This is a genomic window from Tigheibacillus halophilus, from assembly GCF_042683165.1.
In the GTDB taxonomy this organism is placed as follows: Bacteria; Bacillota; Bacilli; order Bacillales; family Amphibacillaceae; genus Tigheibacillus; species Tigheibacillus halophilus.
Genome location: NZ_JBHUIZ010000015.1, coordinates 402279 through 429119, shown reverse-complemented (window position 1 = coordinate 429119; position 26841 = coordinate 402279). Strand labels below are relative to the sequence as shown.

General features: G+C 38.9%; 24 protein-coding genes. 4 read left to right on the top strand and 20 right to left on the bottom strand.

Annotated features, from left to right (window positions below; translation table 11 throughout):
- Positions 1-50: 50 nt before the first annotated feature.
- On the top strand, positions 51-1289 hold the full coding sequence (gene sstT / locus ACFSMW_RS17750) for a serine/threonine transporter SstT (RefSeq protein WP_390357636.1): 1239 nt from the start codon (positions 51-53) through the stop codon (positions 1287-1289).
- Between the two features lie 350 nt (positions 1290-1639).
- On the opposite strand, the gene ACFSMW_RS17745 is transcribed toward sstT, so the two are convergent.
- The 12 genes from ACFSMW_RS17745 to ACFSMW_RS17690 all read right to left on the bottom strand — a co-directional run bounded on the left by ACFSMW_RS17745 (position 1640) and on the right by ACFSMW_RS17690 (position 14748).
- Positions 1640-2878, bottom strand: a complete 1239-nt coding sequence (locus ACFSMW_RS17745) for a Zn-dependent hydrolase (RefSeq protein ID WP_390357635.1) — start codon at positions 2876-2878, stop codon at positions 1640-1642.
- Between the two features lie 48 nt (positions 2879-2926).
- Positions 2927-3604 carry an AroM family protein gene (locus ACFSMW_RS17740; RefSeq protein WP_390357634.1) on the bottom strand — a complete coding sequence of 226 codons (678 nt, stop codon included), beginning with the start codon at positions 3602-3604 and terminating at the stop codon, positions 2927-2929.
- A gap of 29 nt (positions 3605-3633) precedes the next feature.
- The gene (locus ACFSMW_RS17735) at positions 3634-5112 is read right to left on the bottom strand and encodes a sodium:solute symporter family protein (protein WP_390357633.1); all 1479 of its coding nucleotides are present in this window, start codon (positions 5110-5112) and stop codon (positions 3634-3636) included.
- Positions 5109-5306, bottom strand: coding sequence for a DUF3311 domain-containing protein (locus ACFSMW_RS17730; protein WP_390357632.1), 198 nt, complete (start codon positions 5304-5306; stop codon positions 5109-5111). Before ACFSMW_RS17730 ends, ACFSMW_RS17735 begins: the two co-directional genes overlap by 4 nt.
- 130 nt (positions 5307-5436) lie before the next feature.
- Positions 5437-6801, bottom strand: a complete 1365-nt coding sequence (locus ACFSMW_RS17725) for a dihydroorotase (RefSeq protein WP_390357631.1) — start codon at positions 6799-6801, stop codon at positions 5437-5439.
- An 18-nt stretch (positions 6802-6819) separates the two neighbouring features.
- Entirely contained in the window at positions 6820-7551 is a 732-nt protein-coding gene (locus ACFSMW_RS17720; protein WP_390357630.1) for an IclR family transcriptional regulator, read from the bottom strand.
- A 387-nt stretch (positions 7552-7938) separates the two neighbouring features.
- Positions 7939-9444 (bottom strand): FAD-dependent tricarballylate dehydrogenase TcuA, encoded by a 1506-nt coding sequence (tcuA, locus tag ACFSMW_RS17715; protein ID WP_390357629.1) that lies wholly within the window; start codon positions 9442-9444, stop codon positions 7939-7941.
- Between the two features lie 119 nt (positions 9445-9563).
- Positions 9564-10697, bottom strand: coding sequence for a 2-methylaconitate cis-trans isomerase PrpF family protein (locus ACFSMW_RS17710; RefSeq protein ID WP_390357628.1), 1134 nt, complete (start codon positions 10695-10697; stop codon positions 9564-9566).
- Positions 10691-11752 carry an isocitrate/isopropylmalate dehydrogenase family protein gene (locus ACFSMW_RS17705; protein ID WP_390357627.1) on the bottom strand — a complete coding sequence of 354 codons (1062 nt, stop codon included), beginning with the start codon at positions 11750-11752 and terminating at the stop codon, positions 10691-10693. Before ACFSMW_RS17705 ends, ACFSMW_RS17710 begins: the two co-directional genes overlap by 7 nt.
- A gap of 35 nt (positions 11753-11787) precedes the next feature.
- Positions 11788-13077, bottom strand: a complete 1290-nt coding sequence (locus tag ACFSMW_RS17700; protein ID WP_390357626.1) for a TRAP transporter large permease — start codon at positions 13075-13077, stop codon at positions 11788-11790.
- Positions 13068-13592, bottom strand: a complete 525-nt coding sequence (locus tag ACFSMW_RS17695) for a TRAP transporter small permease (RefSeq protein WP_390357625.1) — start codon at positions 13590-13592, stop codon at positions 13068-13070. Before ACFSMW_RS17695 ends, ACFSMW_RS17700 begins: the two co-directional genes overlap by 10 nt.
- A gap of 118 nt (positions 13593-13710) precedes the next feature.
- On the bottom strand, positions 13711-14748 hold the full coding sequence (locus ACFSMW_RS17690) for a DctP family TRAP transporter solute-binding subunit (RefSeq protein ID WP_390357624.1): 1038 nt from the start codon (positions 14746-14748) through the stop codon (positions 13711-13713).
- Between the two features lie 148 nt (positions 14749-14896).
- Between ACFSMW_RS17690 and ACFSMW_RS17685 the strand changes: the two genes are divergently transcribed.
- Together ACFSMW_RS17685 and ACFSMW_RS17680 are read left to right on the top strand one after the other, a co-directional pair.
- A complete protein-coding gene (locus ACFSMW_RS17685) occupies positions 14897-15766 on the top strand; it encodes a LysR family transcriptional regulator (RefSeq protein ID WP_390357623.1) in 870 nt (289 codons plus the stop codon).
- A gap of 622 nt (positions 15767-16388) precedes the next feature.
- Positions 16389-17720 (top strand): replication-associated recombination protein A, encoded by a 1332-nt coding sequence (locus tag ACFSMW_RS17680; RefSeq protein ID WP_390357622.1) that lies wholly within the window; start codon positions 16389-16391, stop codon positions 17718-17720.
- A 41-nt stretch (positions 17721-17761) separates the two neighbouring features.
- Here the strand turns inward: ACFSMW_RS17680 and ACFSMW_RS17675 are convergent, their stop codons facing one another.
- A complete protein-coding gene (locus ACFSMW_RS17675) occupies positions 17762-18682 on the bottom strand; it encodes a S66 peptidase family protein (RefSeq protein WP_390357621.1) in 921 nt (306 codons plus the stop codon).
- A 250-nt stretch (positions 18683-18932) separates the two neighbouring features.
- Here ACFSMW_RS17675 and ACFSMW_RS17670 point away from each other — a divergent pair, with 250 nt between their 5' ends.
- Complete coding sequence (locus tag ACFSMW_RS17670) at positions 18933-19322, top strand: hypothetical protein (protein WP_390357620.1); 390 nt, start codon at positions 18933-18935, stop codon at positions 19320-19322.
- Positions 19323-19430: 108 nt separating this feature from the next.
- Here ACFSMW_RS17670 and ACFSMW_RS17665 read toward each other — a convergent pair whose 3' ends face one another.
- The 7 genes from ACFSMW_RS17665 to ACFSMW_RS17635 all read right to left on the bottom strand — a co-directional run bounded on the left by ACFSMW_RS17665 (position 19431) and on the right by ACFSMW_RS17635 (position 26798).
- Positions 19431-20585 carry a sialidase family protein gene (locus ACFSMW_RS17665; protein WP_390357619.1) on the bottom strand — a complete coding sequence of 385 codons (1155 nt, stop codon included), beginning with the start codon at positions 20583-20585 and terminating at the stop codon, positions 19431-19433.
- A gap of 125 nt (positions 20586-20710) precedes the next feature.
- Positions 20711-21343 (bottom strand): bifunctional 4-hydroxy-2-oxoglutarate aldolase/2-dehydro-3-deoxy-phosphogluconate aldolase, encoded by a 633-nt coding sequence (locus tag ACFSMW_RS17660; RefSeq protein WP_390357618.1) that lies wholly within the window; start codon positions 21341-21343, stop codon positions 20711-20713.
- Between the two features lie 11 nt (positions 21344-21354).
- Positions 21355-22308 carry a sugar kinase gene (locus ACFSMW_RS17655; RefSeq protein ID WP_390357617.1) on the bottom strand — a complete coding sequence of 318 codons (954 nt, stop codon included), beginning with the start codon at positions 22306-22308 and terminating at the stop codon, positions 21355-21357.
- Positions 22309-22348: 40 nt separating this feature from the next.
- The gene (locus ACFSMW_RS17650) at positions 22349-22600 is read right to left on the bottom strand and encodes a hypothetical protein (protein WP_390357616.1); all 252 of its coding nucleotides are present in this window, start codon (positions 22598-22600) and stop codon (positions 22349-22351) included.
- Positions 22601-22699: 99 nt separating this feature from the next.
- Positions 22700-24316: a sodium:solute symporter family protein gene (locus ACFSMW_RS17645; protein WP_390357615.1), complete on the bottom strand. Its 1617-nt coding sequence runs from the start codon at positions 24314-24316 to the stop codon at positions 22700-22702.
- A 48-nt stretch (positions 24317-24364) separates the two neighbouring features.
- Positions 24365-25273: an NAD-dependent epimerase/dehydratase family protein gene (locus tag ACFSMW_RS17640; protein ID WP_390357614.1), complete on the bottom strand. Its 909-nt coding sequence runs from the start codon at positions 25271-25273 to the stop codon at positions 24365-24367.
- 43 nt (positions 25274-25316) lie between these two features.
- Complete coding sequence (locus tag ACFSMW_RS17635) at positions 25317-26798, bottom strand: NCS1 family nucleobase:cation symporter-1 (protein ID WP_390357613.1); 1482 nt, start codon at positions 26796-26798, stop codon at positions 25317-25319.
- Positions 26799-26841: the final 43 nt, after the last annotated feature.

Here is a 26841-nt window from a genome sequence, read left to right as displayed (position 1 = left end):
AATGTTCGTTTCTCATGAGCGCTGGAATGTTGCATGTAAGGGGGAACTTCATGAGAAAAGTGTGGCATGCGTGGAATCGTTTAAGCCTTGTCAAGCAAATATGCATTGGTTTGGTAATCGGCATCATTTTAGCCCTGGCTGTACCAAGCGTAGCAAAAACTCTAACCATACTAGGCACCTTATTTGTAGGAGCTTTGAAAGCAGTCGCTCCTGTATTGGTATTTTTCTTAGTGATGGCAGCTATCGCCCAACATAAAAGTGGCCACAAAACAAATATGAAATCTATTCTTGTCCTTTATCTTTTTGGTACATTTTTAGCTGGTCTTGTTGCAGTGATTGCAAGTTTCATGTTTCCTGTCAGTTTGACATTAGCCACGGCCTCGGATGATTTAACGGCCCCTGGCGGTATTGCAGAAGTTTTGAAAACATTGCTGACGAACATCGTGGATAATCCGGTGTCGGCCATATACAATGCGAACTATATCGGTATATTAGCCTGGGCTATCGTGCTTGGTTTAGCGCTGAAAAGTGCACCAGATACGACTAAAACAATGATCTCGAATGTTTCGGATGCTGTGACCAAAATCGTCACATGGGTCATCAAACTTGCCCCATTCGGCATCATGGGACTGGTAATCGAATCTATTACGACAAGCGGGCTGGATACGTTGCTTGGTTACGGAAAATTACTCGCTGTTTTATTGGGCTGTATGATTTTCGTCGCTTTGGTTGTCAATCCAATCATCGTATTCGTATGCACACGGCAAAATCCTTATCCACTAGTATTCAGATGTTTAAGGGAAAGTGGTATTACGGCGTTCTTCACCCGCAGTTCCGCGGCGAACATCCCAGTTAATATGAACCTGTGTGAAAAACTGGGATTGAATAAAGATACTTATGCTGTCTCCATCCCATTAGGTGCAACCATTAATATGGCTGGGGCAGCAGTTACGATTTCTGTTTTGACACTGGCAGCGGTGCATACACTGGATATTCCAGTGGACATTCCTACCGCCTTCATCCTCAGTGTCGTAGCGGCAGTATGTGCTTGCGGAGCATCTGGCGTTGCTGGTGGTTCTTTATTATTGATCCCCTTGGCATGCAGCCTCTTTGGTATTCCGGATGACATGGCAATGAAGGTTGTTGGAGTGGGATTCATCGTTGGCGTTTTGCAGGATTCTTGTGAAACAGCACTCAACTCGTCTACGGATGCGCTCTTCACTGCAGCTGCTGAATTCAGGGAACGACGTAAAAAAGGGCAAAAAATCGATATTCATAAAGTTGGATGAAGTGTAAAGGTGAAGGGTAACCCCCCCATGGTATCAGTTCACTCTGAATCTGATACCACGGGGGGTTTTTCGTCCCCTTTAGATTTTTCCATATGTGTTCTGACAGCTCTGCAATTCATTTTGATAATCAGCTATAGTTATCTTTTGAAAAAATATATTGGGAAATGTTCAATCCTCCTACATGAGCCGCAAGTAGCAAATAACCGCAAATCATTTGGGAGGAGGTGTCCGGAATGATTTGCGGCTTTATTTTTATCTTCATTTAATACATCTTAACGAACACTATACTCAATCAAACCTTTTTTCTGGATTTTCAGGTACCTCTAAAAGACTTATTTCCGATTGTAAAATTATGTTGCCTCCATTTCGCAAAAATGTAATACCGCTCTCAGCATAGCTTCCGCACCTAAACATACGTCTTCTTTTTCTGCCCATTCCTCTGGACAATGGCTCCTTCCGTCTTTGCAAGGAATAAATAGCATTCCGGCTGGCCCCAATAGCGACATCTGATTAGCATCATGTCCCGCCCCACTTGGTAACGCTACTATATTATCTGCAACATCCTCACATGCTTTTGTCAATAAATCACGAACCTTTTCCTTTACTACAATCGGCTTAGAACGGGAAATGTCATCAACAGCGATTGTTATCTTTCTCTTTTCTGAAATGGATGCAACCTCTTTTTTAAAGTTGGAACCGAGCTGATCGATGACAGGATCAGAAACGCTGCGGATTTCAACTGCCATCTCTACTTTTCCAGGTACAACATTAGAAGCATTCGGGTAGTTATTGATTGTCCCGATGGTGCCCACAACCTGGTTGTCGTATTTTTTCTTTGCTTCTTTCTCTAAAGCCAACACTATTTCAGAAGCAGCAGTCAATGCGTCCATCCTCATATTCATTGGCGTGGTGCCAGCATGGTTTGGCTGGCCATCAACAGTTATTTTATAGCGTTGAATCCCCACTATTCCTGTTACAACACCCAGTTGTGCATGATGATGTAATAAAACCGGTCCTTGCTCGATATGCAATTCCAGATACAACGCCACTGCTTGTTTTGCTTTTCTACACATTGCAATATTTTCTGGATCCCCTCCAGCAAAAGCAATAGCCTCTGATAAGCTTTTATCTTCAGCGTTTTTATATTGCAGCATGTCGCTTGTCAGATTCCCCGCCCATGCACGGCTTCCTACAGTGGATAAACCATATTCTGATGGCTCCTCAGCTGTAAAATCTGTCAGGAGGATGGTATAAGGCAGTTGTATATCTTGTTCCTTCAAAGTCCTTAATACCTCTAACCCAGCGAGCACACCAGCGATACCGTCAAATCTTCCCCCATCTGGAACTGTGTCTGTATGTGAACCGATGACAATGGGAGGGAGTTCAGGGTTTGTCCCACTCCTTTTCCCGGTCACATTTGCCGCCTCGTCAATTTGCACTTCCAGTCCGATTTCTTCCATTTGTTTAACCAACCATTTTCTGCCTTCATTATACTTTGCGGTGAAGGATCTTCTTGTCCAAGGTTTATCCTCCTCTGAAATAGCCGCTAACTCATGAATGTTTCGCCATAACCTTTCCCCATTGATCAATGTTATTTTCTCCTTTCTCCTTTTCTATAAAACAGGTACTATGCATTTTCAATAAAGTACATCGTTATTGCAGATTTTATCTATGATCAAACTTTGCCCATTATATACTGTACATGGGTAACGCTTCTCAATTTCCTTCCCTATTTCATAGTCGTACCCATAGCAATCCATGATGAGGTGTTTTGGCTGGTATACTGCCAACTGTTGCATCATTTGTTCGGATACTTGTTCCTCTTTCGGATTAACGACGGCGAAATATTTATCGCCATTCACATTTTTCCATTTCTTCTTTGCTGTTTCTAACTGCTCTTGAATAGGTACGCAAATAAGGACGGTCTCACCTGATTTTATTTGCTTTGCTTTTTCCATCATTAATTGGATCGGGCTGACTACCTTTGGCAATTCGACAGCCTCAAAATCACTCATGCATAGAATTACAATCAATGAAGCCTGATCATAATGTTGTTCAACCAGCTTCCGTATCTGTTCTTCAATAAACTGATGCGCAATATTGGCCGTGCCATTTTTCAATACGACGAATAGTTTCTCAGCCTTACCGCTTGATGCCTGCTTGAGAGCCTCTAGTTTTTCTTCAGATAATGCGTCCAAGGCCCCTAGCATTTGAATGTTGTTTAAATTGGCTGATTCAAAAGCATCCATCAAATCGTTTCGTGGTGTTTGGCCGATTGTAATCAATAATGTTTTTTGACAAAAAGACGCTGCCATCTTTTCACCTCCGTATAAGACTTCCGGGATCATGATGATTTTTTAGCTTGCACACTGTTCTCCCTTGCTTTAGATAGATAATCTGTAAAATAACTCACCAGGTACATGACAACTACATTTGCCACAAGCGCTATAATGCCGATGTTCAAATCCTGTATTTCACTTGGAAGCGCCGGAAATAACTCGGCCATTGTCATATCAGTGAAAGTTACATAAATAACTATGCCTACTCCTATAAACATCCCTATACCTGATCCATACTTGTTAATGTTGTTTTGCTTTCTTAAACTTAGATAAAGTGACGGTGCCATTTGGGTGATCAAACTGAATGAAGTTAAATATAAGGTTGCCAGCGTATTACTGTCACTCATAGACAGAAATGCACATACAACAGAAATTAAAATCACAAAGCTCTTAGCCCAGTATGTTTTGCTCTTGTCCGAAATTTCAGTCATTAGGGGCTCAATGATATTTGTTGTAATCATTGTAGCAGTCGACATCAGCATCATGGAACCCGGAACAAGTGTCGCTAAAAGACCCGTAGCCCCAATAATACCGACAAACCAAGGATCAAACGTCTTCATGGAAAGTTCCAGTAAAGCTAGATCACCGTTTTTCAGACCAGGTATTTCCACAATGGCCGAAAATCCAACAAAATAAACAAATAAAATCATCAGTGCATAAACCGGGAGTACTACTGCGTTGAACCTGAAAGACTTTGCATTTTTAGATGCGTAAATGGTTGGTGCATTGTGCGGCCACATAAAGTAAGCAAAGGAACTGATCATAACAGTGGAAACGAACCATGATACACTCAGACCTTTGTCTGGGAGAACCAAAGCCTGTGGTTTAAATTCTTGCACTGCATGAAATAACCCGCTGAAACTGCCATGATAATGGATAGGCAAATAGATACCCAGAAATAAAATGACGAAAAAGATCAGAATATCTTTGGCAACAGCGGTCCATGCTGATCCATGGATGCCGGAGACCATCACATAGATCAGCAAGGATACCATGCCGATCCATACTGCAGCACTTGATGAAATAGCACCGTATGATGTAGCTTCTACCAACAATCCCATCGATTTAAACAATATGGTTATATATGGTATAAGGGCAACCACGCCTACTATTGCAACAAATACACCAAGATTCTTACTGTTGTACTTCTTCGAAAAAAATTGGGATTGCGATACGATATGATGCTGCTTTGCATATTTCCATATCGGCGGTAAAATCCAATAAGAAGTCATGGTGCCCAAGGCTGTGAAGGATAACAAATAAAAAGCTGCCGCTCCATTATTAAAAGCCAAGCCGCTTGTTCCCAGCAACGTAAAAACTGAATACGTTTCTCCCGCTAAGAGCAGAAACACAAACAGACCGCCGAATCCCCTGCCGCCAATAGCCCACTGCTCCATGCTCATATCTTTGCCACGTTTTGCCATGAGCCCCAGTACGATACTCAGTATGAGAAATAGTGAGATAATCAGTAACGCGATATTCATTCTTCATCCCCCTTATTTAACGGATCCAAGCGATAAATCACAAACATAATAACAGAGCATAAAATAGACCATAAAATGATCCAAAAGAGGAAAAAAGGCAGGCCAAGTACATATGGCTCTATTTTATTTACAAATGCGGCTCCTCCTAATATGGCAATAAAAGGTATGACTGCCAACAAGTAATACGCTTTCATTTTTACACATCCTTTACAGTAGGAATAGATGAAGAGTCAGGCATGTATCAATGGAAAACATGCCTGACGAATAAACAACAATACCTGTTCAAAAGCATTTACCCTTGCAATATTTGCTTTCAAGCATCCTCTATCTTTTGGCTGCTGAACCAGCTACGAATTTACCATAACCGGGGCTAGCAGTTACCTTTTCTCCGTCAAAAACTTCCCTGCCACGTACAATGGTGGAAATTACTTTACCATTTAGTTTTTGACCATCAAAAGGAGTCAGTCTGGAATACGATTTAAATGTGGTCTGATCTACCTGCGTTTCTTGTTTTGGATCAATTATGGTGAAATCTGCATCGAAACCGACAGCTATTTGCCCTTTTCCTGGAATAGAAAACACTTCTGCCGGATTTGTCGACATCATGTTTGCAAAATCATTCGGGGAAAACCTACCGCTCGCCACAGTACTGTTAAACATCAAAGGAGCCATGATTTCTACACCAGGCAATCCGGAAGCTGCATTAAATATATTATCATCCCCTCTTGTCTTTTCCTCCTTTCCCCAAGGAGCATGGTCTGAAGAAATCAAATCAATGTGCTTTTCCTCGAGGTGTTTCCATAGACCCTGTACTTCCTCTTTTTCACGTAATGGGGGGTTATTTTTAGCCACAGGTCCAAATTTCTCCAAGTCATCGACATCCATTAGCAAATAAGGATAACACGTTTCGCAAGTCACTTTAACTCCTTGTCTCTGAAACAACTTGATCAAATCTATTGTTCTAGGATGACTGACGTGGACAATATGCAGCTTGACGTCCGTCCAGTATGCAAATTCCATCAGTTTTAATACAGCACTGGTTTCCGTTACTGGTGGTCGTGTTTCATTGTGTGCTTTCGGATAAACTTTTCCTTGCTTTTTATACTGGTCAATCATATCCACTATAATTTCATCATTTTCCGAATGAAATGCTGCTCTAAGCCCTGCTTTTTCGATCAGCTTCATGGCTTTTAATATCTCCGAATCTGGAATCCTTGGGAAGCGATATTCATCTGTTTCAAAAGTGGACATTTTAAAAGCGATAGCCCCCTCTTCAGCCAGCGGAATAATCTGATCGGTTCCGCCTCTTTTCGAAATGGTCGCCCACAAGCAAATATCCACTACTGCCTCCTGTTCCAATTGCTTTACTTTCCTTTTGAATTGTTCCAAATTATTAATTGGATTTGGAAGATCATAAGGCATGTCAAGGAACGTCGTAATCCCCCCTGCAGCTGCAGACGAACTTGTCGTGACAAAACCTTCATTCGGGTTACTAAAGCAATGAACATGTACATCTATCAACCCTGGAAAAATGTAGGCATCCCCGTAATCCTTGATTTCATTTGATTGAATGTCTTCTGTATCTTCATGGATATGGATGATCTTACCTTCAGATATGCTTACTGCGCCTTTTACCACTTTGTCTTTCAAAACAATATTACCCTTTAATACCGTGTCGATTTCTGTCATCATAGTCTACTCCTTTTTTTATAATTGGCTTTCTATCATTTTCTTCGCTGTTTCAATCGCTTGAATGATTTCGGACTTGTCCTTTTTCAACATTCTTTCTTTCGGTCCAGCAATACTTAATGAAGCAACTATCTTTCCGGGACTCTCAAATATTGGGATACCATAAGATACAACACCATCATCAATTTCACTGTCTGAATATGCGTAGCCATTTTGCCGAACTTCCTTCAAATGGTCTAACATCTCATTAACATCCAAGATAGTATGTTCCGTATGTTTTTTGACAATATCTTTTTTATAAATTTCCTTCACTGTCTCCTCCCCCAAATAAGCTAATAAAGCTTTGGAGGAGGCCCCACCATAAATTGGAACGATGTTCCCCTGCTCAGATGATACTTTAATAGGGTGCCCGGAAGGAACTGCTGCCAAGCAAACAGCCTGGAATTGGGAATGCACTAGTAAAATCGATGTCTCCCCAGTTATTCTGGTCAATTCCTTCATCGCTTTTTGAGACAAAGAGGGAAGATCCATATCCATTTTCACTATTTTAGCTAGTTTTAAAAAAATATATCCCAAACTATACAACCCTGGAGAATTTTCAATTAAATACCCTTTTTCCTTCAATAGCCTTAAATGCCGGTACACAGAGCTTTGAGGTTGTTGTAACATCGAAGCCAATTCCGGAACGGAAAGTGTTCTTGTTTCAAAGTCAAATTGCTCTAAAATTTCCAATGTCTTGATTGCACTCACGTTCTCTAATTCCACCTCTTTTAGCGAAATATTATCATTATTAGATAATGGATTATTTAATAATGATAATATACAGTAATTTTTTTATTTATGCAAGCGCTTTTTTTATGTTTCTTTTCATACTGAAAAAACGAACATGTCATACATTAATGCAAAAAATCAGGAACAACAAAAAACAATCACATATTGTAATTCGTGATTGTTTTTTGACGATCGCATATTAAAACTAAGCTGTTATATCATTATTCTTGTCTCCTGGTTCACTATTTTGTATCAGCTATTTTGTAACAGATTAACCTTTCAATCCAAAGAATTCATTATTCTTAATACTTGGTTTTTTGTATGAATTAGCATTTACCAAAAGATATGATACGCGGGATAAATGAATCACTTCGTTACTTTCAACTTATTAGAAAGATAACTTGATGCGGACTCACCTGCTAATTTTCCGAATGTGGCACCTGACATCAGACCAGAACCTCCTGGATAATTATGATAAAAAATACCTCCAATCATTTCACCCGCTGCAAATAATCCAGGAATTGGTAACCCTTCACTATCTAATACCTCTCCATTTTTGTTTGTACGAATTCCGCCAAATGTAAAAGTAATGCCACAAGTAATCGGGTATGCATAATAAGGACTTTTTTCTAGACGTAACGCCCAATTGCTCTTTGGCGGGGTAATTCCTTTCGTACCTTTTTTATCCTTAATACTTGGGTTATAATCTCCATTTTTTACAGCAAGATTATATTCATTTATTGTTGAAACAAGATTAACTCTATCAATCTCCATCTCGTCAGCCAGTTCTTCAATAGAATTCGCCTTTATGCAAGTAGCTTCTTCTAACATATATTCTTTCCTTAACATAGGGTACACTTGCTGATCAAATAACTGAAATGCTTTTTGCCCCTGTTGCTTTAATGTTTCTTTTCCATATTTTGCATAAGTATAATTTCTAAAATCTGCCCCTTCATCTACAAATCTTTTGCCTTGCTTGTTTACAATAATACCAAGTGGATAGGATGACTTTTTATAAATATCTCCAGGTTTACTGTAATCTCCAACTTTTGGAGCATTAAAATCAGTCGTGTGAGCGTGACAACTCCCCCAATCACCATATGGCTGTGCACCGATTTCTAAAGCCATTTCAAGACCATCTCCAGTGTTATATTCACTTCCTCTTACTAAGGCATTTCCCCATTCTTTACCTAAGTACTTCTTCCTCTTCTCCTTATCAGCTTCAAATCCACCACATGCCAAAACAACAGTTTTTGCATGGATAATCTTTTTAGCCCCATTTTGAATAACAATAAGTCCGCTTATTTTCCCTTCCGCTTTTTTAAGTTTTACTGCTCTTGTTTCGTATATTATCTCCACACCCATTTCCTCTGCCCTTGCAATTAATGTTTCAATGAGTCCTATTCCTTTGCGGCGTGTTTTGATTGGCAACCCTCCCCAAAACTGAAGCTTTCCGTCCTTTTCAAAAGATTGGTTTTCATTAAGTTCAAATTGTACGCCCTGCTCCTTCATCCATTGAATTGTTTCAAAAGAATTGGATACAAGTTGCCTGGCTAACTCTGGTTCGCTTTTATTTTTGGTTACCCGCATGATATCTGCGTAATAATCATCTTCTGTATAAATAGGCATTACAATATGTTGTACTTCTTCCTTGTTTAAATCTGTCAATATCTTTTGGATACCTGTCATATCATTATAGGCAAAACGGATAGCGCCATCTGTAAAAAATGAATTTCCTCCACGCTTATGTTTTGTTCCTTTTTCCACCATCAAAACGTTAGCTCCATTCTCTTTTGCAGCGATTGCTGCACAAAGTGCTGCATTTCCTGTACCGATAACCACAAGATCAAATACATTTTTGGAATTTCTCATAAATATTCCTCCCAACTAAATTGATTTTAAATTTTTCTTATTTTAAGTATAGGGAATATTTATTTATAAATAAAATAGTTATTTTTATTCGTTATTCATAAAAAATATTTATGGAACTTTTATACAGAAACATAGGTATAACCAGTCATCAAACAACGTGCTGTACGAAATACGGTTCCACGAAGTGCGATTTTTTTATCAGCAAACTCTGCGCCAACTTCCATGATGCCGCCGCAATGCCCAATTTTAATCTCATCCATATACATTTGCTCTAATTGATCTTTGACAACGCTCCCCTCTATTTTTGCAGCTATAGCTAGGCATATTCCGCCACCTATTGCAAAGGTTGGATGAAGTTTGCCCATTGACAGCATCCTAGCTACAATATTTATATCTTCTTTTTTGATGCGCTTATTTTCTGTAGTAAGATAGTCTTGAGCCTCACTGACAAAACACAATTTTGGGACTGCTGGCGATTTAGTATTTGCCTCTTTAAAGTTTTTTGCCAGTTTTAATTTCACAGCAGCTGCAGCACGTATTTCTAGTAATGTATCTAATAATTTTTTGTTTTTATCTACATTTCCAGGCAATTCAGTTCCATTCAATCCTACATCATCAGCCTTAACAAAAACTAGTGGATTCGCAGCATCAACCATTGAAACTTCAATTTCACCAGTTGATTTTGTTTGCAGCAAATCTTTCGATTTACCAGTTGGTAACAAATCACCTGTGACTGCCCCTCCCGGCTCTATAAAGTCAAGTCGAATTTTACTGCCGGGATTTGAAATGCCCGATATGTAAAATGTCCCTTCGTATTGTGTGTGACCATCTTTTACGGGAACAAAGGTAACGATATTTTTTCCCGTATTGGTATTGTGTATATTAATTTTTGTATACGGCTCTTCAATCTGATCAACCATTCGATTATCAATTGCAAACGGGCCTACAGCTGAAGACAAGTTTCCGCAATTCCCTTTCATATCAATGAAAGACGTTTTTATATCAACCTGGCCAAAAGTATAATTAACACTATTTATTGCATCATCTCGCTTTTCAACTATAGCAAGTTTACTTGTGGTGGAGGTAGCTCCCCCTAAACCATCAATTTGTCTTTCGTATGGATCAGGGCTTCCAAATGCCTTCAGAATAACTTTCTCCCTAAGATACCCATCTATAGGCAAATCATCTTTCTTGAAAAACAATCCTTTACTTGTGCCGCCTCTCATCACTGTGCAAGGAACTTTGATTAACATGATTGTATGGCTCTCCCTTCCATAATTTCATTAACTATCGTTTCACATATTTCTGTCGTGGCGGATGAACCTCCAACATCGAATGGATGAATGATATTTTTCTCAATAGTGGCCCAGACAGCTTTGTGAACTGTGGCGGCTAGTTCGTTTAGGGAGGCGTCTCTACTCTTTTTTGCCAGCCAATTGGTCATTAGACTGGCAGAGAGAATTTCCGCTATTGGGTTTGCCATGTTTTTTCCTGCTATGGAAGGAGCGGATCCGTGAGCTGCCTGTGCAATCGCAAAATCTTCACCAATGTTCAGACCTGGAGCAAAACCTAATCCTCCGACAAGTCCCGCGGCCTCATCAGATAATATATCTCCGAACATATTAGTTGTTACAATAACATCATATTTTTCAGGGTGTTGAATCAAATACATTGCAAAAGCATCTATATGATAATCATCTACAAAAATATCCTTGTAATTTTTAGCAACATTTCGTACTTCTTCTAAAAAAAGTCCGCACCCATTTCTCAAAACATTCGCCTTGTGGACGATAGTTATATATTTTTCTCTATCATTAGCTATCTCAAGTGCAACTTCAGCAATTTTTCTGGAGGCTTCCCTCGAAACTTTTCGAAATGACAAAACTGTATCTTCATTAGGCATCATTTCACCTGAACCGTTAAACATATTGCGATCCGCATACATCCCTTCTGTTCCTTCTCTTACAATTACCAAGTCTACTCCTTTAAATTTACTCCTTGGTGTAGAACGTATGGGGCGAATATTAGCATACAAACGATATTTGGTTCTTATAATTGCACTAGGATTTGGCATATTTTCTTTTGGATCATAGAGATGTGTTGAAACTGGTCCAAGTATTGCACCATCGCATGCATATAGTTCTGATCCGGAAATCACAGGAAAAGTCGAACCGTACATTTCATATGCTTTCAACCCGATGGGAAGAGAAACGAATTCAAAGCTTTTCTTACCTACCCGTTGTTCTGCCGCCATTAATACTTTAAGTGTGCTGGCCACTATTTCTGGACCAATACCGTCACCTTCCATTATTCCAATCCTGTAAACCATACTATCACCTCTCTTTAACTTTTACCGAATAAAGTATCTGGCAGCCACAAGGCCAAACCAGGCCAGATCATAATGATTATCATGCAAAGCGCCATGACAATTGTAAATGGTACCGCCCCATAAAATACTGTACCTAGCTTTTCTTTTGTAATACCGCTAATAACGAATAAATTTAAGCCTACCGGGGGTGTTACTTGAGCAATTTCCATGTTGACGATCATTACAACAGCGAAATGTATCGGATTCACATCCAAAGACAACATGATTGGCATCAATAAAGGCAATGTTATTAATATAATGGAAGATGACTCCAAGAATGTTCCTAAAACAAGAAATAACACTGCAGTTAAAACAAAAAATAGCACTACATTTAAAGATGGCATTGATAACATTGCCGTAGCAAGCTGCTGTGGAATCTGTTCTTGTGTCAAATAAAGTGAAAAGAGCATTGCGGATGCAATAATTAACATAATCATTGCCGTAACGCCAATTGTTTCCCTAAATATTTTGTGCCATAGTTTGAGGGAGGTTTCTTTATAAACAAATAGTGAAACTACAATGGCATACGCACTGGCAATGATAGATGATTCTGTTGGTGTTGCAGCTCCAGAATAGATAGACCCCAATATCAAAATGGGTAGAATCCCGCCCCATACAGCTTTTCTGAGAGTCATCCATCTGTGTTTCCAGCTTGCCTTTTCCAATCTGCCATATCCTTTCACTCTTGCATAGATAATTGCATAAAAAATTAATATTGCTGTAAGGAAGATTCCAGGGATTAACCCTGCCATAAATAAACGACCAATAGATTGGGAGGATACAACCCCGTACACAATTAAGGGAATACTGGGAGGGATTAAAATTCCCAAAGAACCCGAAGCCGCAACCAACCCCATAGCATATCTTTTATTGTACCCAGCCTCTACCATGGACGGAATCATAATGGAACCGATAGCCGCAGCAGTTGCCGGGCTTGATCCGCTAATAGCGGCAAAAAAAGCACAAGCTAACACAGTGACAACTGATAACCCACCGGACACATGTCCGACCCAGGCTTTCATGGCAGAAATTAAATATTTTGCTATTCCACCTCTGGCCATAATCGTTCCAGCAAACACAAAGCCGGGAATAGCAATCAATGTAGTAGAATCCAATGCTGTGAACATTGTCTGAGGCACCGTCGATAAATCAAAATCGCCTGTTAATAAAAATACAATAATCGTGGAAATGGCAAGAGCAACCGCTATGGGAACTCTTAAAATGATTAACAACAAAAATAAACCAAATAAGATAGTCATATACATTTTTCTTCCACCTCAACAGAATCATTATTATTCCCGCCGCTTTTATAATCTGATCGATATGTGATCCATATCCTCTCGATGAAACGAATTCCGAACAGAGTACCTGATAACGGTAAAATTGCTACAAAAATCCACATTGGAAGTCCAGTTTCAATTGAAATCTGTCTTGAGTTCAATAAACTATAGACCAAGGAAGTGGAATAATAAACAAAGAAAGCGCAGAATATAATTCCAACTGTGTTCGCAAAGTAATCCAGTAATCTACGCAATTTTACAGGTAAAACTGCATATAAAATATCTGCGCTGACGTGATGTTCATCCCGCAACGCAAGGGAGAGTCCTAAAAAAACCCCCCATACTACAAGACTTGTGGAAATTTCATTTATCCAAGTAGTTGGGTTGCTGAAAATATAACGCATAATAACTTCATATAGCATCAAGCCCATACCCATTACAAAGCATAATATAGTTGATATATCCTCAAACCAGCCAAATATTTTCCATGCTATTCTCATCTTATCGACCTTCTTTCTCTGAGTTAATAGTGAGAAGCGACATGACTAATTTCTACTATAACCTTTAGTACATCGCCTCTCATTTATATCTCTCAAACATGAAGCTCTTTTGCGTCACTTATTTTTGCATATCTAAAATATTTTCAATGATTTCTGGATCCATTTTCTTACTCCATTTATCAATCACTGGTTGTAAAATTTGAACAAATTTATCATGTTCCTCTTCAGTCATTTTGTGTACTTTCATTTTTCCCGCTGCTTCAATTTCTTTAAGTGCTTCTTCTGATTCTTTTTTAGCCAATTCCCTTCCCTTTTTGGTAGCCTCATCTACAGCGTCGCTTAACAACTTTTTGGTCTGGTCATTCAAATCGTCCCACCAACCCTTATTTGCAACCAATCCATATTCAGTTCTTGTATGATTGGTAAGTGACAGATAGCCCTGCACTTCGTCATAACTTTGTGATTTAATATTCGTAAGGTTATTTTCTTGACCATCTATTGTTCCTAACTGTAAAGCCTGATAAACATCATTAAATGCAATCTTAGTAGAAGCTGCTCCAAACTGTTTATATGAATCATTCAATATCTCTCCACCATGCGTACGAATTTTAAGTCCCTTAAGATCACTAGGTTCTTTTATTTCACGTTCGCTGTTTGTAATGTGTTTGAAACCATTAGGCCAAAAAGCTAAGCCCTTTATTCCATCGCCTTCTAACTTTTTTAATAAATCCTTACCAATTTCACTATCCTCAAACTCATACAGATTATCCTCATCCTTGAATAAGAATGGAATGTCAAACAGTTCCATTGATTCATCAAAACCAGCCAGTTTGGTTGTTTGCGGTGCAATAATTTGTACATTATTTGACTGCAGCGCCTGAAGTTCATTATCATCCCCATAAAGCTGGCCATTAGGATAAACTTTTACAGTGATATTTCCATCACTTTTATCTTCTACAACTTCTTTAAACTTTTCTGCCATTTGCCCTTTTGGATCATCTTCTGCAACCACATGAGCAAATTTGATTGTCATCTTCGGATATCCATTGGAACTGGCTTCCGTGGAAGCAGTATTTTTACCACACCCCGAAATTATAAGTGATAATACAAACAAACACATCGCCGCCAGTAATGTACTACTTTTTCCCTTTTTCATTTCCATCCTCCTTTAATGTAAACGCATCCAAAATTAATTTTTGAATAATCAAATGATATTTTATTAATAGACTATAATATACATTTAGATAAATCAAATATATAATTTTTATTAAGAATCATAAAAATATTTTATTTGGAGGGTAAAAATGAATGAAAAAGATTGGTTATTACTGGTCACTTTAAACGAAGAACATAATATTACCAAAACCGCGGAGCGCTTGTTTATTTCTCAACCAGCCTTATCCTACCGCATTAACAAACTGGAAGAAGAATTCAAGAGTAAACTTTTTATCCGTAACCGTAAAGGATTGTATTTCACTCCTCAAGGAGATTTTCTTGTAAAGTTTGCAAAAAGAATGATGAGTGAATTGCAAGGAACAAAAGAAACCATTCAATCAATGGACAAAGAAGTCAAAGGCACCTTAAAACTCGGGGTATCCTCCACTATTGGGAGATATATGCTGCCCAAAATGCTAAGGGATTTTTTAAATTGTTATCCAGACGTAGAGGTTAACGTTATTACCGGCTTTAGTTCGGAAATTGAACCTTCATTAGAATCATCGGACGTGCACATAGCCATCACTCGAGGAAAACACCACTGGATAGAAAGAAAGATGTTATTAAAAACAGAACCTTTACTTATTGCATCTAATTATAAAATAAACATTGACGAGCTTCCCGTACTTAATCGAATATACTATAAAACAGATTCTTCCCTAAAGGATCTCATTGACAATTGGTGGACAGAGACATTTAATGCCCGAAGCAACATTACAATGGCTGTTGATAACCTCGAAACATGCAAGGAAATGGTAAAGATAGGCCTAGGTTATGCCATACTTCCCGGCATATGTTTACAAAACGAAAAGAAACTATTTGTCGAACCCCTTCTCTACAGCAATGGAAAACAAGTTGAAAGAAAAACATGGATTTATAGTAGGGATAGTGCCATGCAGTTCGCACCCGTTAAAGCTTTTTTCGATTTTTTTAAGAACTATCATTCAACTGTATACTGATTATTGTTACATGAAGCTTTAAATGTCACCTTTTATCATTGTTTTTAAAATTTGAAGTACTGCGGGACTATTATTAAAAAAACATACAACGATTGGCATAAGCTGAGAATAGATTGTTTTTTTAGGTACACAAATAATCTTCTGAAAACGAGTCGGTTTTTAGCGGATTATCGTCTCTATAAAAATTTCAATTGTTTCAGATGATTAGTATCTAATCTGATAAGAAACTGAAGGGAAGCACAGGTGCCGGCTTTCCCCTTATTTTTTATCAATAATACATCTTATTCACCAATCGACTCATACACCGCAGTCGCTATATCTTTTAATATATCTCCGAACTTTAAAAAAAGCATAATAGGCAGTGCGGGCTGGCAACTCCAGGAACTTTTTCAAGTTTCACATACTAATTGCCTTCCTTCATATCCCCATGGTTAAATGTGGCAAGCTGTACCCTTTTTTAGCGTTATGATGACCGTGCTTACGCTCCACCAAGTAAAAGTTAACATTAACGCCCATATCCGTTTAGTAGCTGGCTCCATGTGGAAATATATGATTGTAATATATTTTTCTTTAACCCCCATTGAAATTCGAACATAAAAAGAGCAGGTTAGGAGGAAACACCTTGAAACAAGGCAGTTTATTTGAAAATGAAAATGATAAACACCGGCCTTTAGCTAACAGGGTTCGTCCCCAATATTTAAAAGATTTTGTTGGGCAGAAGCACTTATTGGGCAAAGGAAAGGTTCTACGAGAAATGATTGAAAATGATCAAGTCACGTCAATTATTTTCTGGGGCCCTCCAGGCGTCGGGAAAACGACGCTGGCCAGAATCATTGCGAATCATACAAAATCAACATTCATTCCTTTTAGTGCCGTCTCGACTGGTATTAAGGATATTCGCAAGGTGATGAAAGAGGCTGAGGAAAACAGAGAATCAGGTGATCAATACATACTATTTATTGATGAAATTCATCGGTTCAACAAGGCACAGCAGGATGCCTTTTTACCCTATGTCGAGGATGGAAGTATCATCCTTATCGGCGCAACCACTGAGAATCCATCCTTTGAAGTAAATGCAGCTTTGTTGTCACGCAGTAAGGTTTTTGTGCTATATCCTTTATCAAATAACGACATCGTTGAATTATTGCAAAAAGCAATTGCTGACCCAAAAGGCCTAGGGGATCAAGATATTCAATTGGGGCCTGGGGTGCTGGAAGCAATAGCTGCGTTTTCTGATGGTGATGGCAGAATTGCCTTAAATACGCTAGAAATGGCGGTATTAAATGGAAAAAAACAGGATGAGTCCATTTCAATTAGTAAAGAAGATTTAACCCAAATCATTCAAAGGAAATCACTATTATACGACAAGAGTGGAGAGGAACATTATAACATCATATCTGCATTGCATAAATCGATGCGAAATAGTGATGTGAACGCGTCGATTTACTGGTTGTCCCGAATGCTGGAATCCGGAGAAGATCCCTTGTATATTGCAAGAAGACTAGTCAGGTTTGCAAGCGAAGATATTGGTCTGGCAGATAACAGAGCTCTCGAAATAGCAGTTGCTGTATTTCAATCCTGCCAATTTCTAGGCATGCCGGAATGCGATGTGCATCTTACACAAGCCGTCATTTATCTGGCAATGGCGCCAAAGTCGAATGCAGCTTATGCGGCCTATTCAAGAGCTAAAAAAGATGCTCATGGATCTATGAATGAACCCGTTCCCCTACAGTTACGTAATGCACCAACAAAACTGATGAAAGAGTTGAATTATGGAAAAGGATATCAATATGCCCATGACACAAATGAAAAATTAACGGACATGCAGACCTTGCCTGATGCTTTAGAGGGACACGAATATTACTTTCCGACAACGCAAGGTTCAGAAGTAAAAATCAAAGAAAGATTAAACCAAATTTCGGATTGGCGCAAACAAAATAAAAATCATCATTAACCCCTTTTACCAAAACGAAAGTGGAAAATGTACCAGACCTATTAACTAACGGTGGTTTCCATTACAGTCAATACATTATTTACTGTATCCAAATTAACTGTCGCGCCAATTGGCAGTGCAGCTTTAAAGGTGCCATGCCCTGTCGCTACATTGGTCATCAATGGTTTATTCAATGGAACGATAAAATTATTGATCAGGTCTTCGTAAGACTCTCCATGGGAGTTTAGGCAGTCTGTACACATGCCCATTACAATACCTATGCAGTCGTCCAGTTTACCAGCCAACTGCAACTCCATTATATATCTGTACACTGTATTCATTGTTTCATGGACATCTTCCAGCAGCAATATTTTACCTTTTGTATCGATTTCATAAGGTGTGCCAAGTGTATCAACAAACGATGTAAGATTTCCACCAACCATTGGTCCTGTCACATTTCCCGCAATCCTGCTTATTTGTTGGATACCGGGCGGATTTTGAATTTGCCTTTGCGCAGTCATAACAGAAGTAGCTGCAAAAAATTGGTCAAAATTATATGCTGGGGTCCCCGTATTGAAATCAATTAGCATAAGACTATGAAGCGTAATCAGGTTTGCGTATTGTGCCAACACATTCAGCAGTATTGTAATATCACTGTATCCAGATATCAATTTCGGATGTTTTTGTATGAACATTAAATCAAGATATGGAAGAATGCCAGCTACTCCAACGCCCCCTCTTGACGGCAGGATCATTTTGACAGTATCATTTGCGAACATTTCCATTAAATCTGAAGCACGCTCTTGAGCCGTACCTGCAAGAAAGCCATTTTGGGCATAGGCATGCTGGCCAACCACTACCTTAAAGCCCATACCTTTTATTGTGTCAATCCTGTCATTGATTTCATCGGCAGAAAGAGGGCTTCCCAAAGTCACGATACCAATCGTGTCACCGGGTAGCAACATCGGGGGGCTTATTGCCATCTGGGATACCTCCAACAATCATAGAATAAAGTCATTGTATCGTATTCAGTTTCGACCGACTATGTTACGTGTTCAGAATACATTAAGCTTCTGCCATTCTGCGCACATAAATTCCAGAATACTGAGCATTCATTTTCAATAGATATAAATGTAGACTTTGACGAATATAAAGTTATTATGACAAGAACACAGGGTATATAAGTAATACCTCACCTCATAAAGAGGAATACAAAAAGGAAAGGAGATTATAATGGTTTCCAAAAAATCTTTTACGAGGGCGGTTGTGGCTACACTGCTGACTGGTTCTGTAGTGGGGATGGGTGCATTATCACCGGCAGGTGCGCATGCAATGTCCAAAACGGATACCGTTTTCCACACGAATCCTCATAAAGTGAGTATAAACGCCAAGGAAAAGATGATTGAAAATGGAACTGCAGCCAAAATATATCTTAGACACCAACTAAATATGGACACAAACGAAGATATCGTTTTTAGTGACATGGGTGGCCAGAAAAAAGATAACAAAGGGTCATACTATGAGATAAAACTAACCTCTAAATCAATGCAGAATAATGGCGGAACAGGTACAGTAGATATCTACAAGGTTTATCAAGACGGAACCTATAAATCAGAATACTGAGCTGTTCATGCTCTTTCTGTTAAAAATAGCCTGCAGCGTATTTTTTATTACGCTGCAGGTTATTTAAGGGGTTTGACAAATTAAGCTTATTGATCAAGAAAGACCCATTCACTCTATGTCCGGCTGTCCAGTTGCTTTATTTACAATCTTTTTAAAAACTGATTTCTCAGAAGTACATTCTCCTTGAAGGATATCCTCTTCTGTAAAACGTGCCATTAAAATTTCGCGTTGTTTTACACGTTCTCTGTCATAAGTTACGTAAAGATACCCGTCAGACGCCTCTGTGGCATCTGGATAAGAGACTTCATTTCTCTCATCAAGTAATAAAGAGTATGGCCAGGTCTTGCCATCATCTTCACTTAACAAGGCAGTCAAATGACTTCTGCCTTTCCATTTTTTTACGTTACCTTGATTCATAATATCGTCCACATCTATTCTTTCTTCAAAGTTATGATGATTGATCATTAACAGCCTTCCTGATTTTAAGCGTCGAATATGAAAACGGGAACAGGGACCGTCTATATGGCTTTTTCTGCCAGGGGACCAGGTTCTGCCACCATCCTGTGAAAAACTTTCCCCGATTCCATCAAATGTTCTCACAAGCATCCACAACGCGCCATCTTCTTTCTCTACAATCATATGTTCATCAAATTGCCTGTTCGGCACTTCTGCATGGCCTCTTAAATGAAAGGTTTTGCCATGATCTGTCGAAGCATATACATTGGAAAATTGTTCATTATGCAAGCCATGGTCTTCACTTGGCGTACTTCCGCTTGTGTTGCTCCATATAGCGCATGGGAATAGCCATTCTTGTTTTGAGGTGACAATTGGTTTGTTCATCATTATTCCATTCGCAATTCTTCTCGGTTCAGACCATTTAAGCTTTTCGGCATCAGGATCTTCACAAATCGCAACCCATACCCCCATTCTTCCATCGTTAAATCCACGTGTTTGTGTCCATGTCATCCACAATCTTTTAAAAGGGTCCATCCATAAATTCGGGTCATAAATGCGGCATTCTTGGTCAGGATGTTCTACCACCGTAACAGCTGACTGGAAGGTCTTCCCATTATCATCACTCATACACAGAACCATGACATTCCCACCGACTTCTGCATCTTGACCCGAGTAAAAGTTAATAAATATTCTTCCACTGTCTGTTACTTCTATGGACGGAATCCCTTGCCAACGCCGAAAGTTATCTTTAAATCTCTTCTGAGAAGGTTCTATAAAAATGTTAGCTGGCTTTAATGAAGCATTCATTGCTATCTAATCCCCTTTGTATAAGATTTTTAATAATTGCTTTGCTAATATTCATCTCTGTCACTATCACATTATCAGGTTTGCAAATCTACTTTGCCCCCAGAGATCTAATAGATTCCTGTTTACTACAGGTAATTTGCCTTTTCTACAAACTGCTTTGCTCTTTCACTGATACGGTTCAATTCTTCCTTATCAATATTGACTTTCGTATTGACAAGCGAACTCCCTAAACCGACCGCAATTGCTCCATGATTCAAAAATTCCTGTATATTGCCCAAATCAACCCCACCTGTCGGCATAAGCGGAATGTGAGGCAGCGGTCCATGAACATCTTTTATAAATCCCGGCCCCACAATATTTGCCGGGAATACTTTTATTAAATCTGCCCCATGCTCATAAGCGGTTAGAATTTCAGTAGGGGTCATTGCTCCAGGAATACTAATAGCTCCATAACGCTTAGTTAATCTAATTGTTTCTGTATTGATCGTCGGAGAAAAAATAAATTCAGAACCTGCATGGATTGCGGATTTTGCAGTTTCAGGATCCAGGATTGTCCCCGCGCCAACAGTAACCTCCTCTCCAAAGTTCTTTTTAATACGTTTAATGGAGGTTAAAAAATCTGGTGATTCGGCAGTAATCTCAAATATTTTAACTCCACCTTCTAATAACGCTTCTCCAATTGGGATAGCGTCATCTTCTTTCATATTCCGAATAACTGCGACCAACTTATTCTCTTTTATTGCTTGTAAAGCTTGCATACATATCCCTCCTATCTGGCTACATCCTCGTGTTTTAAATAATTTGTAATACCTTCTAAGCGCTTTCTGTCAGGCAATCCCTCGATATCGCCTTGAACCATAGTAACCAAACTTCCAATTACTGTTCCGCGCCTCACTGCGCTTTTGATATTCAACCCATCTAAAAGTCCTGATAACACACCTGTTGCAAACCCATCGCCAGCACCTACGGGATCGACCACCTGCTTTACAGGATGTGCTGGAACATAGCCATCATTTCCTTCAAAAGAAAAATATGCTCCCTCTTCACCTAATTTAATAACAACACCGGAAGAGCCATACTCATGTAAAGCATTCGCAATACGTTCAGGTTTAGCTTCGCCTGTTAAGAATTGTCCTTCCCCTTTACCTGGCAAAACGATATCTGCCAAGGAGCTAATTTCTAAAAGAATATCTTTAGACTTTTGTTCAGAACACAGCGTCTTTCGTAGGTTTGGATCAAAAACCACTTTTAAACCATTATTTTTGGCAATTTCTATCGCTTTTAAGATTGTTTCATAACACCCTTTACTAAGTACTGGTGTTATTCCTGAAATGTGCAAAATTTTTGCCGAAGCTATATATTCTTCGTTAAGGTCGTCAGGCTTCATATAAGAAGCTGCGGAATTTTTTCTAAAATACTGCACCCTTACCTCTTCGCTATTCAACATTTCCTTAAAGTAAATACCTGTAGGATTTTCATGATCGAATTTCACTTCATTTAAATCTACTCCTTCACCACGAAGGAACTGTAAAATTTTATATCCAAATTCATCACTACCTAACCTGCTTATCCAGCCCACTTTGTGTCCTAGTCTGGTCAGCCCGATAGCTACATTAGATTCCGATCCTCCTATTTGTGCGGAATATTGATCCATATATCGCAACATCCCAGCCTTATTTGGAGTAAATAAAACCATTGTCTCTCCAAGCGTGATAATATCCATTTTATCTCCTCTACATCTGCTATTATTAAACTGTAATAAACTAGTTTGCTTTTATCTTTTTCTCATTTTTTATTTCTTCGGCAGTATCCGCTTTTTTATGTGTGACGAATGCAACGATAAAAAAAGCTAAACCGAATAAAAATGTAACAATACCCCACCATAAATTCACATTTATCGGAAAAGGAAAATCTGCTTTTTTGTCTGTGAATAGTCCGTATACGAAAAGAACTAAACCCAAGTAACAAAAAATGATTCCAGTAAGAAACTTCAGGTCAAAGACTATCTTTTTCATAAGCTCACCCTTTCTTTATTGTTTGCTGCCCTATTTATACTAGTCTTTACATTTGCGACCGGTTTTGGTAAGTTATCCAGCAGGTCAAAAATGCTTGATTTACCAGAAGTAAATATTAATAATCACCATAATAATGATAGAAATGATGGATAGATAACCAGGGCGTTTATACCACGGCAAGTTTTTGTAAGAAATTTTCTCGCTTACACTACGCACTAATCCTTTTAACTCACTATCGGGCTTTGGTTTAGTGAATAGACTTACAAGGATTGTAATTGCCATGGTCACAATCCAGGCCCAAAGTGCTCTTGAAAAATTGCCTTCTGCCATTGTGCTATAAAAATCGTTCGGGATAAAAATTTTCATAAGAAACGAACTAATAACCCCGATAAGCAATCCCCAGAATGCTCCCCAACCTGTAGCTCTTTTCCAAAATACTCCTAAAAAGAAGGTTGCAAATAGCGGAGCGTTGAAAAAGGAAAATAACATTTGTATATAATCCATAATGTTTGGAAACTGCGCCGCGATAAATGCTGCAAATACTGCAAATATGGTACCAATAACTACCATTAAACGCCCAACTCGGAGATAATGTTGATCACTTGCTTCTTTTTTTATATAGGCTTGATAGATATCATAAGTCCACACAGTAGTAAAAGCAGTTATATTTCCAGCCATTCCACTCATAAATGCAGCAAGGAGGGCGGTGATCCCAAGTCCGAACAAACCTTCAGGGTATAACTTTGCTAACGTAAGAGGTAATGCAAGGTTATATGGCATATCAGGATTTTGACCAATTTCAGGGAAAAGCGGAATTGCAATGAAACCTGGGACAATTACTACTATTGGCACAATTATTCTAAAAAAAGTTGCATAAATCGGTGTATTTTGTGCAGCTCTTACATCCTTTGCTGCAAACGCCCTTTGGGCGACCAAAAAGTCTGTCATCCAATAACCAAATGATAGAACAAAACTTAGCCCTACAATAACTCCAAACCAGCTAATCCCCATTGGATTATCTGCAGTACTTCCAAGGTTCTGCCAAAGGTGTGTAAAGGATTCCGGCATATTGTCCATGATACCTTGGAATCCTCCAAACTTATACATTCCTATGAGGGCAATAGGCAACAAACCAATCCAAATAAGGAAAAACTGAATGACCTCATTGTAAATGGACGATGTCAGTCCACCCAGGGATACGTATAGCAGGACCACTACTGCCGCAACAATGATGCTAAACGTCATGGACCAGCCCAATAACACACTAAAGATCAACCCCATCGCATATAAACTGATACCAGAGAAGAGAATTGTAAGTACAAAAAAGGTAATGGCATTTAAGCCCCGCGTGGCTTCATTAAACCTAAATTTTAAAAACTCTGGAATTGACCTTGCCTTCGATGCATAGAAGAATGGATACATATATAATCCCACAAATAGCATAGCGGGTATTGCACCAATCCAGTAATAATGCATCGTTGCCATGCCGTATTGTGCTCCACTTGCAGCCATACCCAATAATTCTAATGCGCCTAAATTTGCAGCTAAGTATGCAATCCCTGTAATCCATGCAGGAAGAGATCTGCCAGCGAGAAAAAAATCTTTATTGGTTTTAATAAGCTTACGAACAATCAATCCAACAACTATAACAAACACGAAGTAACTAATGATAATGAAATAATCAATTGGTGCCGCCGAAAATAAGGCCTTGTCCATACTTCTTCACCTGCCAATTTTATTTAATAACCCATATTTACAAAATACTTATTTAGTTATATTTTTTTCTAAAAACAAAGCGTAATCTTTTATCCCTTTTTCAATATCATATAGGGCTCTAAAACCTAGTTCCTTTTCGGCTTCATGACAATCAAATGCACCGATAAAGTCATACCCCAGGTCCCCTTCTCCTACTTCAATCTTTACATCCGGATAAAGCTCCTGTATCATTCTGCCAACTTCCCTAATAGTTGTATTCACACCAGTTCCAATATTAAAGATGCTAGAAGAATTATTTTCAGTGCTTAATGCCTTATATACGGCGAGGGCAACATCCCTTACATAAATAAATTCCAATTGTTGATCCGCTCCCGTTTCGTCGTGGATATCAGTACCGCTTACAGCCCTCTCCAAGAGAGATTTTATTGGATCTGGCATAAGTCGGTTGGGGCCATAAACAAATGCAAGACGAAGGGATATAATATTCATGCCATATTTTTTGTTATAAACCTCCCCTAACTGCTCTCCCGTTAATTTAGTTACTGCATACGTATTCTCTGGATTCACCTCGCTTTTTACAGTAGTTTTGTCGGAAAAATTATTACCGTAGACAGCTCCGGAACTTAAATAGACAATATTTTTTATATGGAATAATCTTGCAATCTCGAAAATGGTAGAGGTTCCTAAAATGTTAGTTCTTACTGTTTGATAAGGGGAAACCTCGCCAGCATGGGGGTGGGAAATTCCTCCCGAATGAACGATTGCATTAATGCCATACTTATCAATGATTGACGCCAATCTTGGAAAATCGCATAGATCACCAGTTTCCACATTAAATTTTTCAGTAATCGTTGTCTTCTTTTGGTCAAAACCAACCACTGTATGTCCCTCGTTTTGTAAAAACGCCATAACAGTCGAACCTACTAAACCTGCACTTCCCGTAACCAGAACATTCATCTTTAATCTGATTCCCCTTCCTGATAATGAAAGAATATACAAACTACTTTATTAAAAAATTCCTAGTCTCCTCAACGCTTCTTCCAATCTTTTTATTGCGTTTTTTCCACATCAATATAAGATAGATCAACCCTCCAGTCCCTACTCCAAGAAACCAATTATAGGTATACAGATTTTCTAAAGCAGGTATGAAAAGCCCAATAATGGCAATTATTATCCCTATACACATTGCAAATAACGCCTGTACATTCCACCCTTTTCTGTAAGCATACTGTCCAAACTTCACATATAAATCTTCTACATGAAGATAGCGCTTTCTAATCAAGTGATAATCTACAATCATAATTCCAATCGCTGGTCCTAACGCAGCTGCTACACCACCCATTATTTTCTCAATGAGTTCCGCGTCATCAAACCATAACCAAGGTACAGAAACAACTGCAACTACAATTGCAATTAACCCAGATTTTTTGTAGTTTAATTTTGATGGAAACAAATTTGTTAAGTCAAAACCTGCAGAAACCAGATTTGTTGCTACACTAGTGGAAGTTGTTGCAATTAACACTGCTAGTGCGCCTAAAATAGCTATAAATGGATTGTCAAATCTTTTTAATAGCTCAATCGGATCAGTAATTGGAGAACCAAACGCATAAACAGTACCAGTCGTTACGAAGATAGCCATTAAAGAAAATATGCCAAACATGATGGGTAACCCGATTGCTTGACCGATAGTTTGATCCTTTTGGCTTCGTGAAAAACGCGTCAAATCTGGTATATTTAACATCAAGGCAGACATCGTGCCAATTAAAGCGGTCATTGATATAAGAAAGGAACCCCAAAATTCGCCATCTGGTATGGTGGATGACATGGATACGAGCGGTTTGATCCCATTTGCTGCTTTAATGGCCCATATAACAAGTCCAATACCCAAAAACAGAATGATGGGCCCCGCCCATAATTCAAATCTCCTTATTTTTTCAACGCCATGCAGTGCTAAATACGCATGCATCAGCCATGTTATCAAATATGCAATGAACATATTTAACTCCATCCCGATAATATGTGTATTTTCTAAACCAGCCCACCACCCAAATGAGACGCTCAATATGCTATTAACGGCCTTACTGCCTATATACATCATGACTCCAAACCAAAAAATCGATAAGATGGTTCGCATGACTACTGTGATTTGAGCGCCTTTGTACCCAAAAATGGATCTAGCAATAACAGGAAATGGTATTCCGTATTTTGCCCCCGAATGACCATTCAGCAATATAACGATGAAAACCAAACCATAGGAGACGCCTATACATCCAAAAGCCTCCCAAAAATTCATACCTATTCTTATTAGATTGGCCGCTACTTCCCAGGCTACTAAATTTGTAACGATCCCCATCCATAAAGTCGTATAACTCCACCAGCCCCAGTTTCTTTTCTCTTCGGGAGTCGGGGCTAGATCAGAGTTATACAGGCTCTGATCTAAGGTCCGCTTCTCCCCAATCACCGTATTCGTTTTATTCTCCAAACTGCACCCTCCTTAGAATCCATGCGGATTTTTAATTTATGCA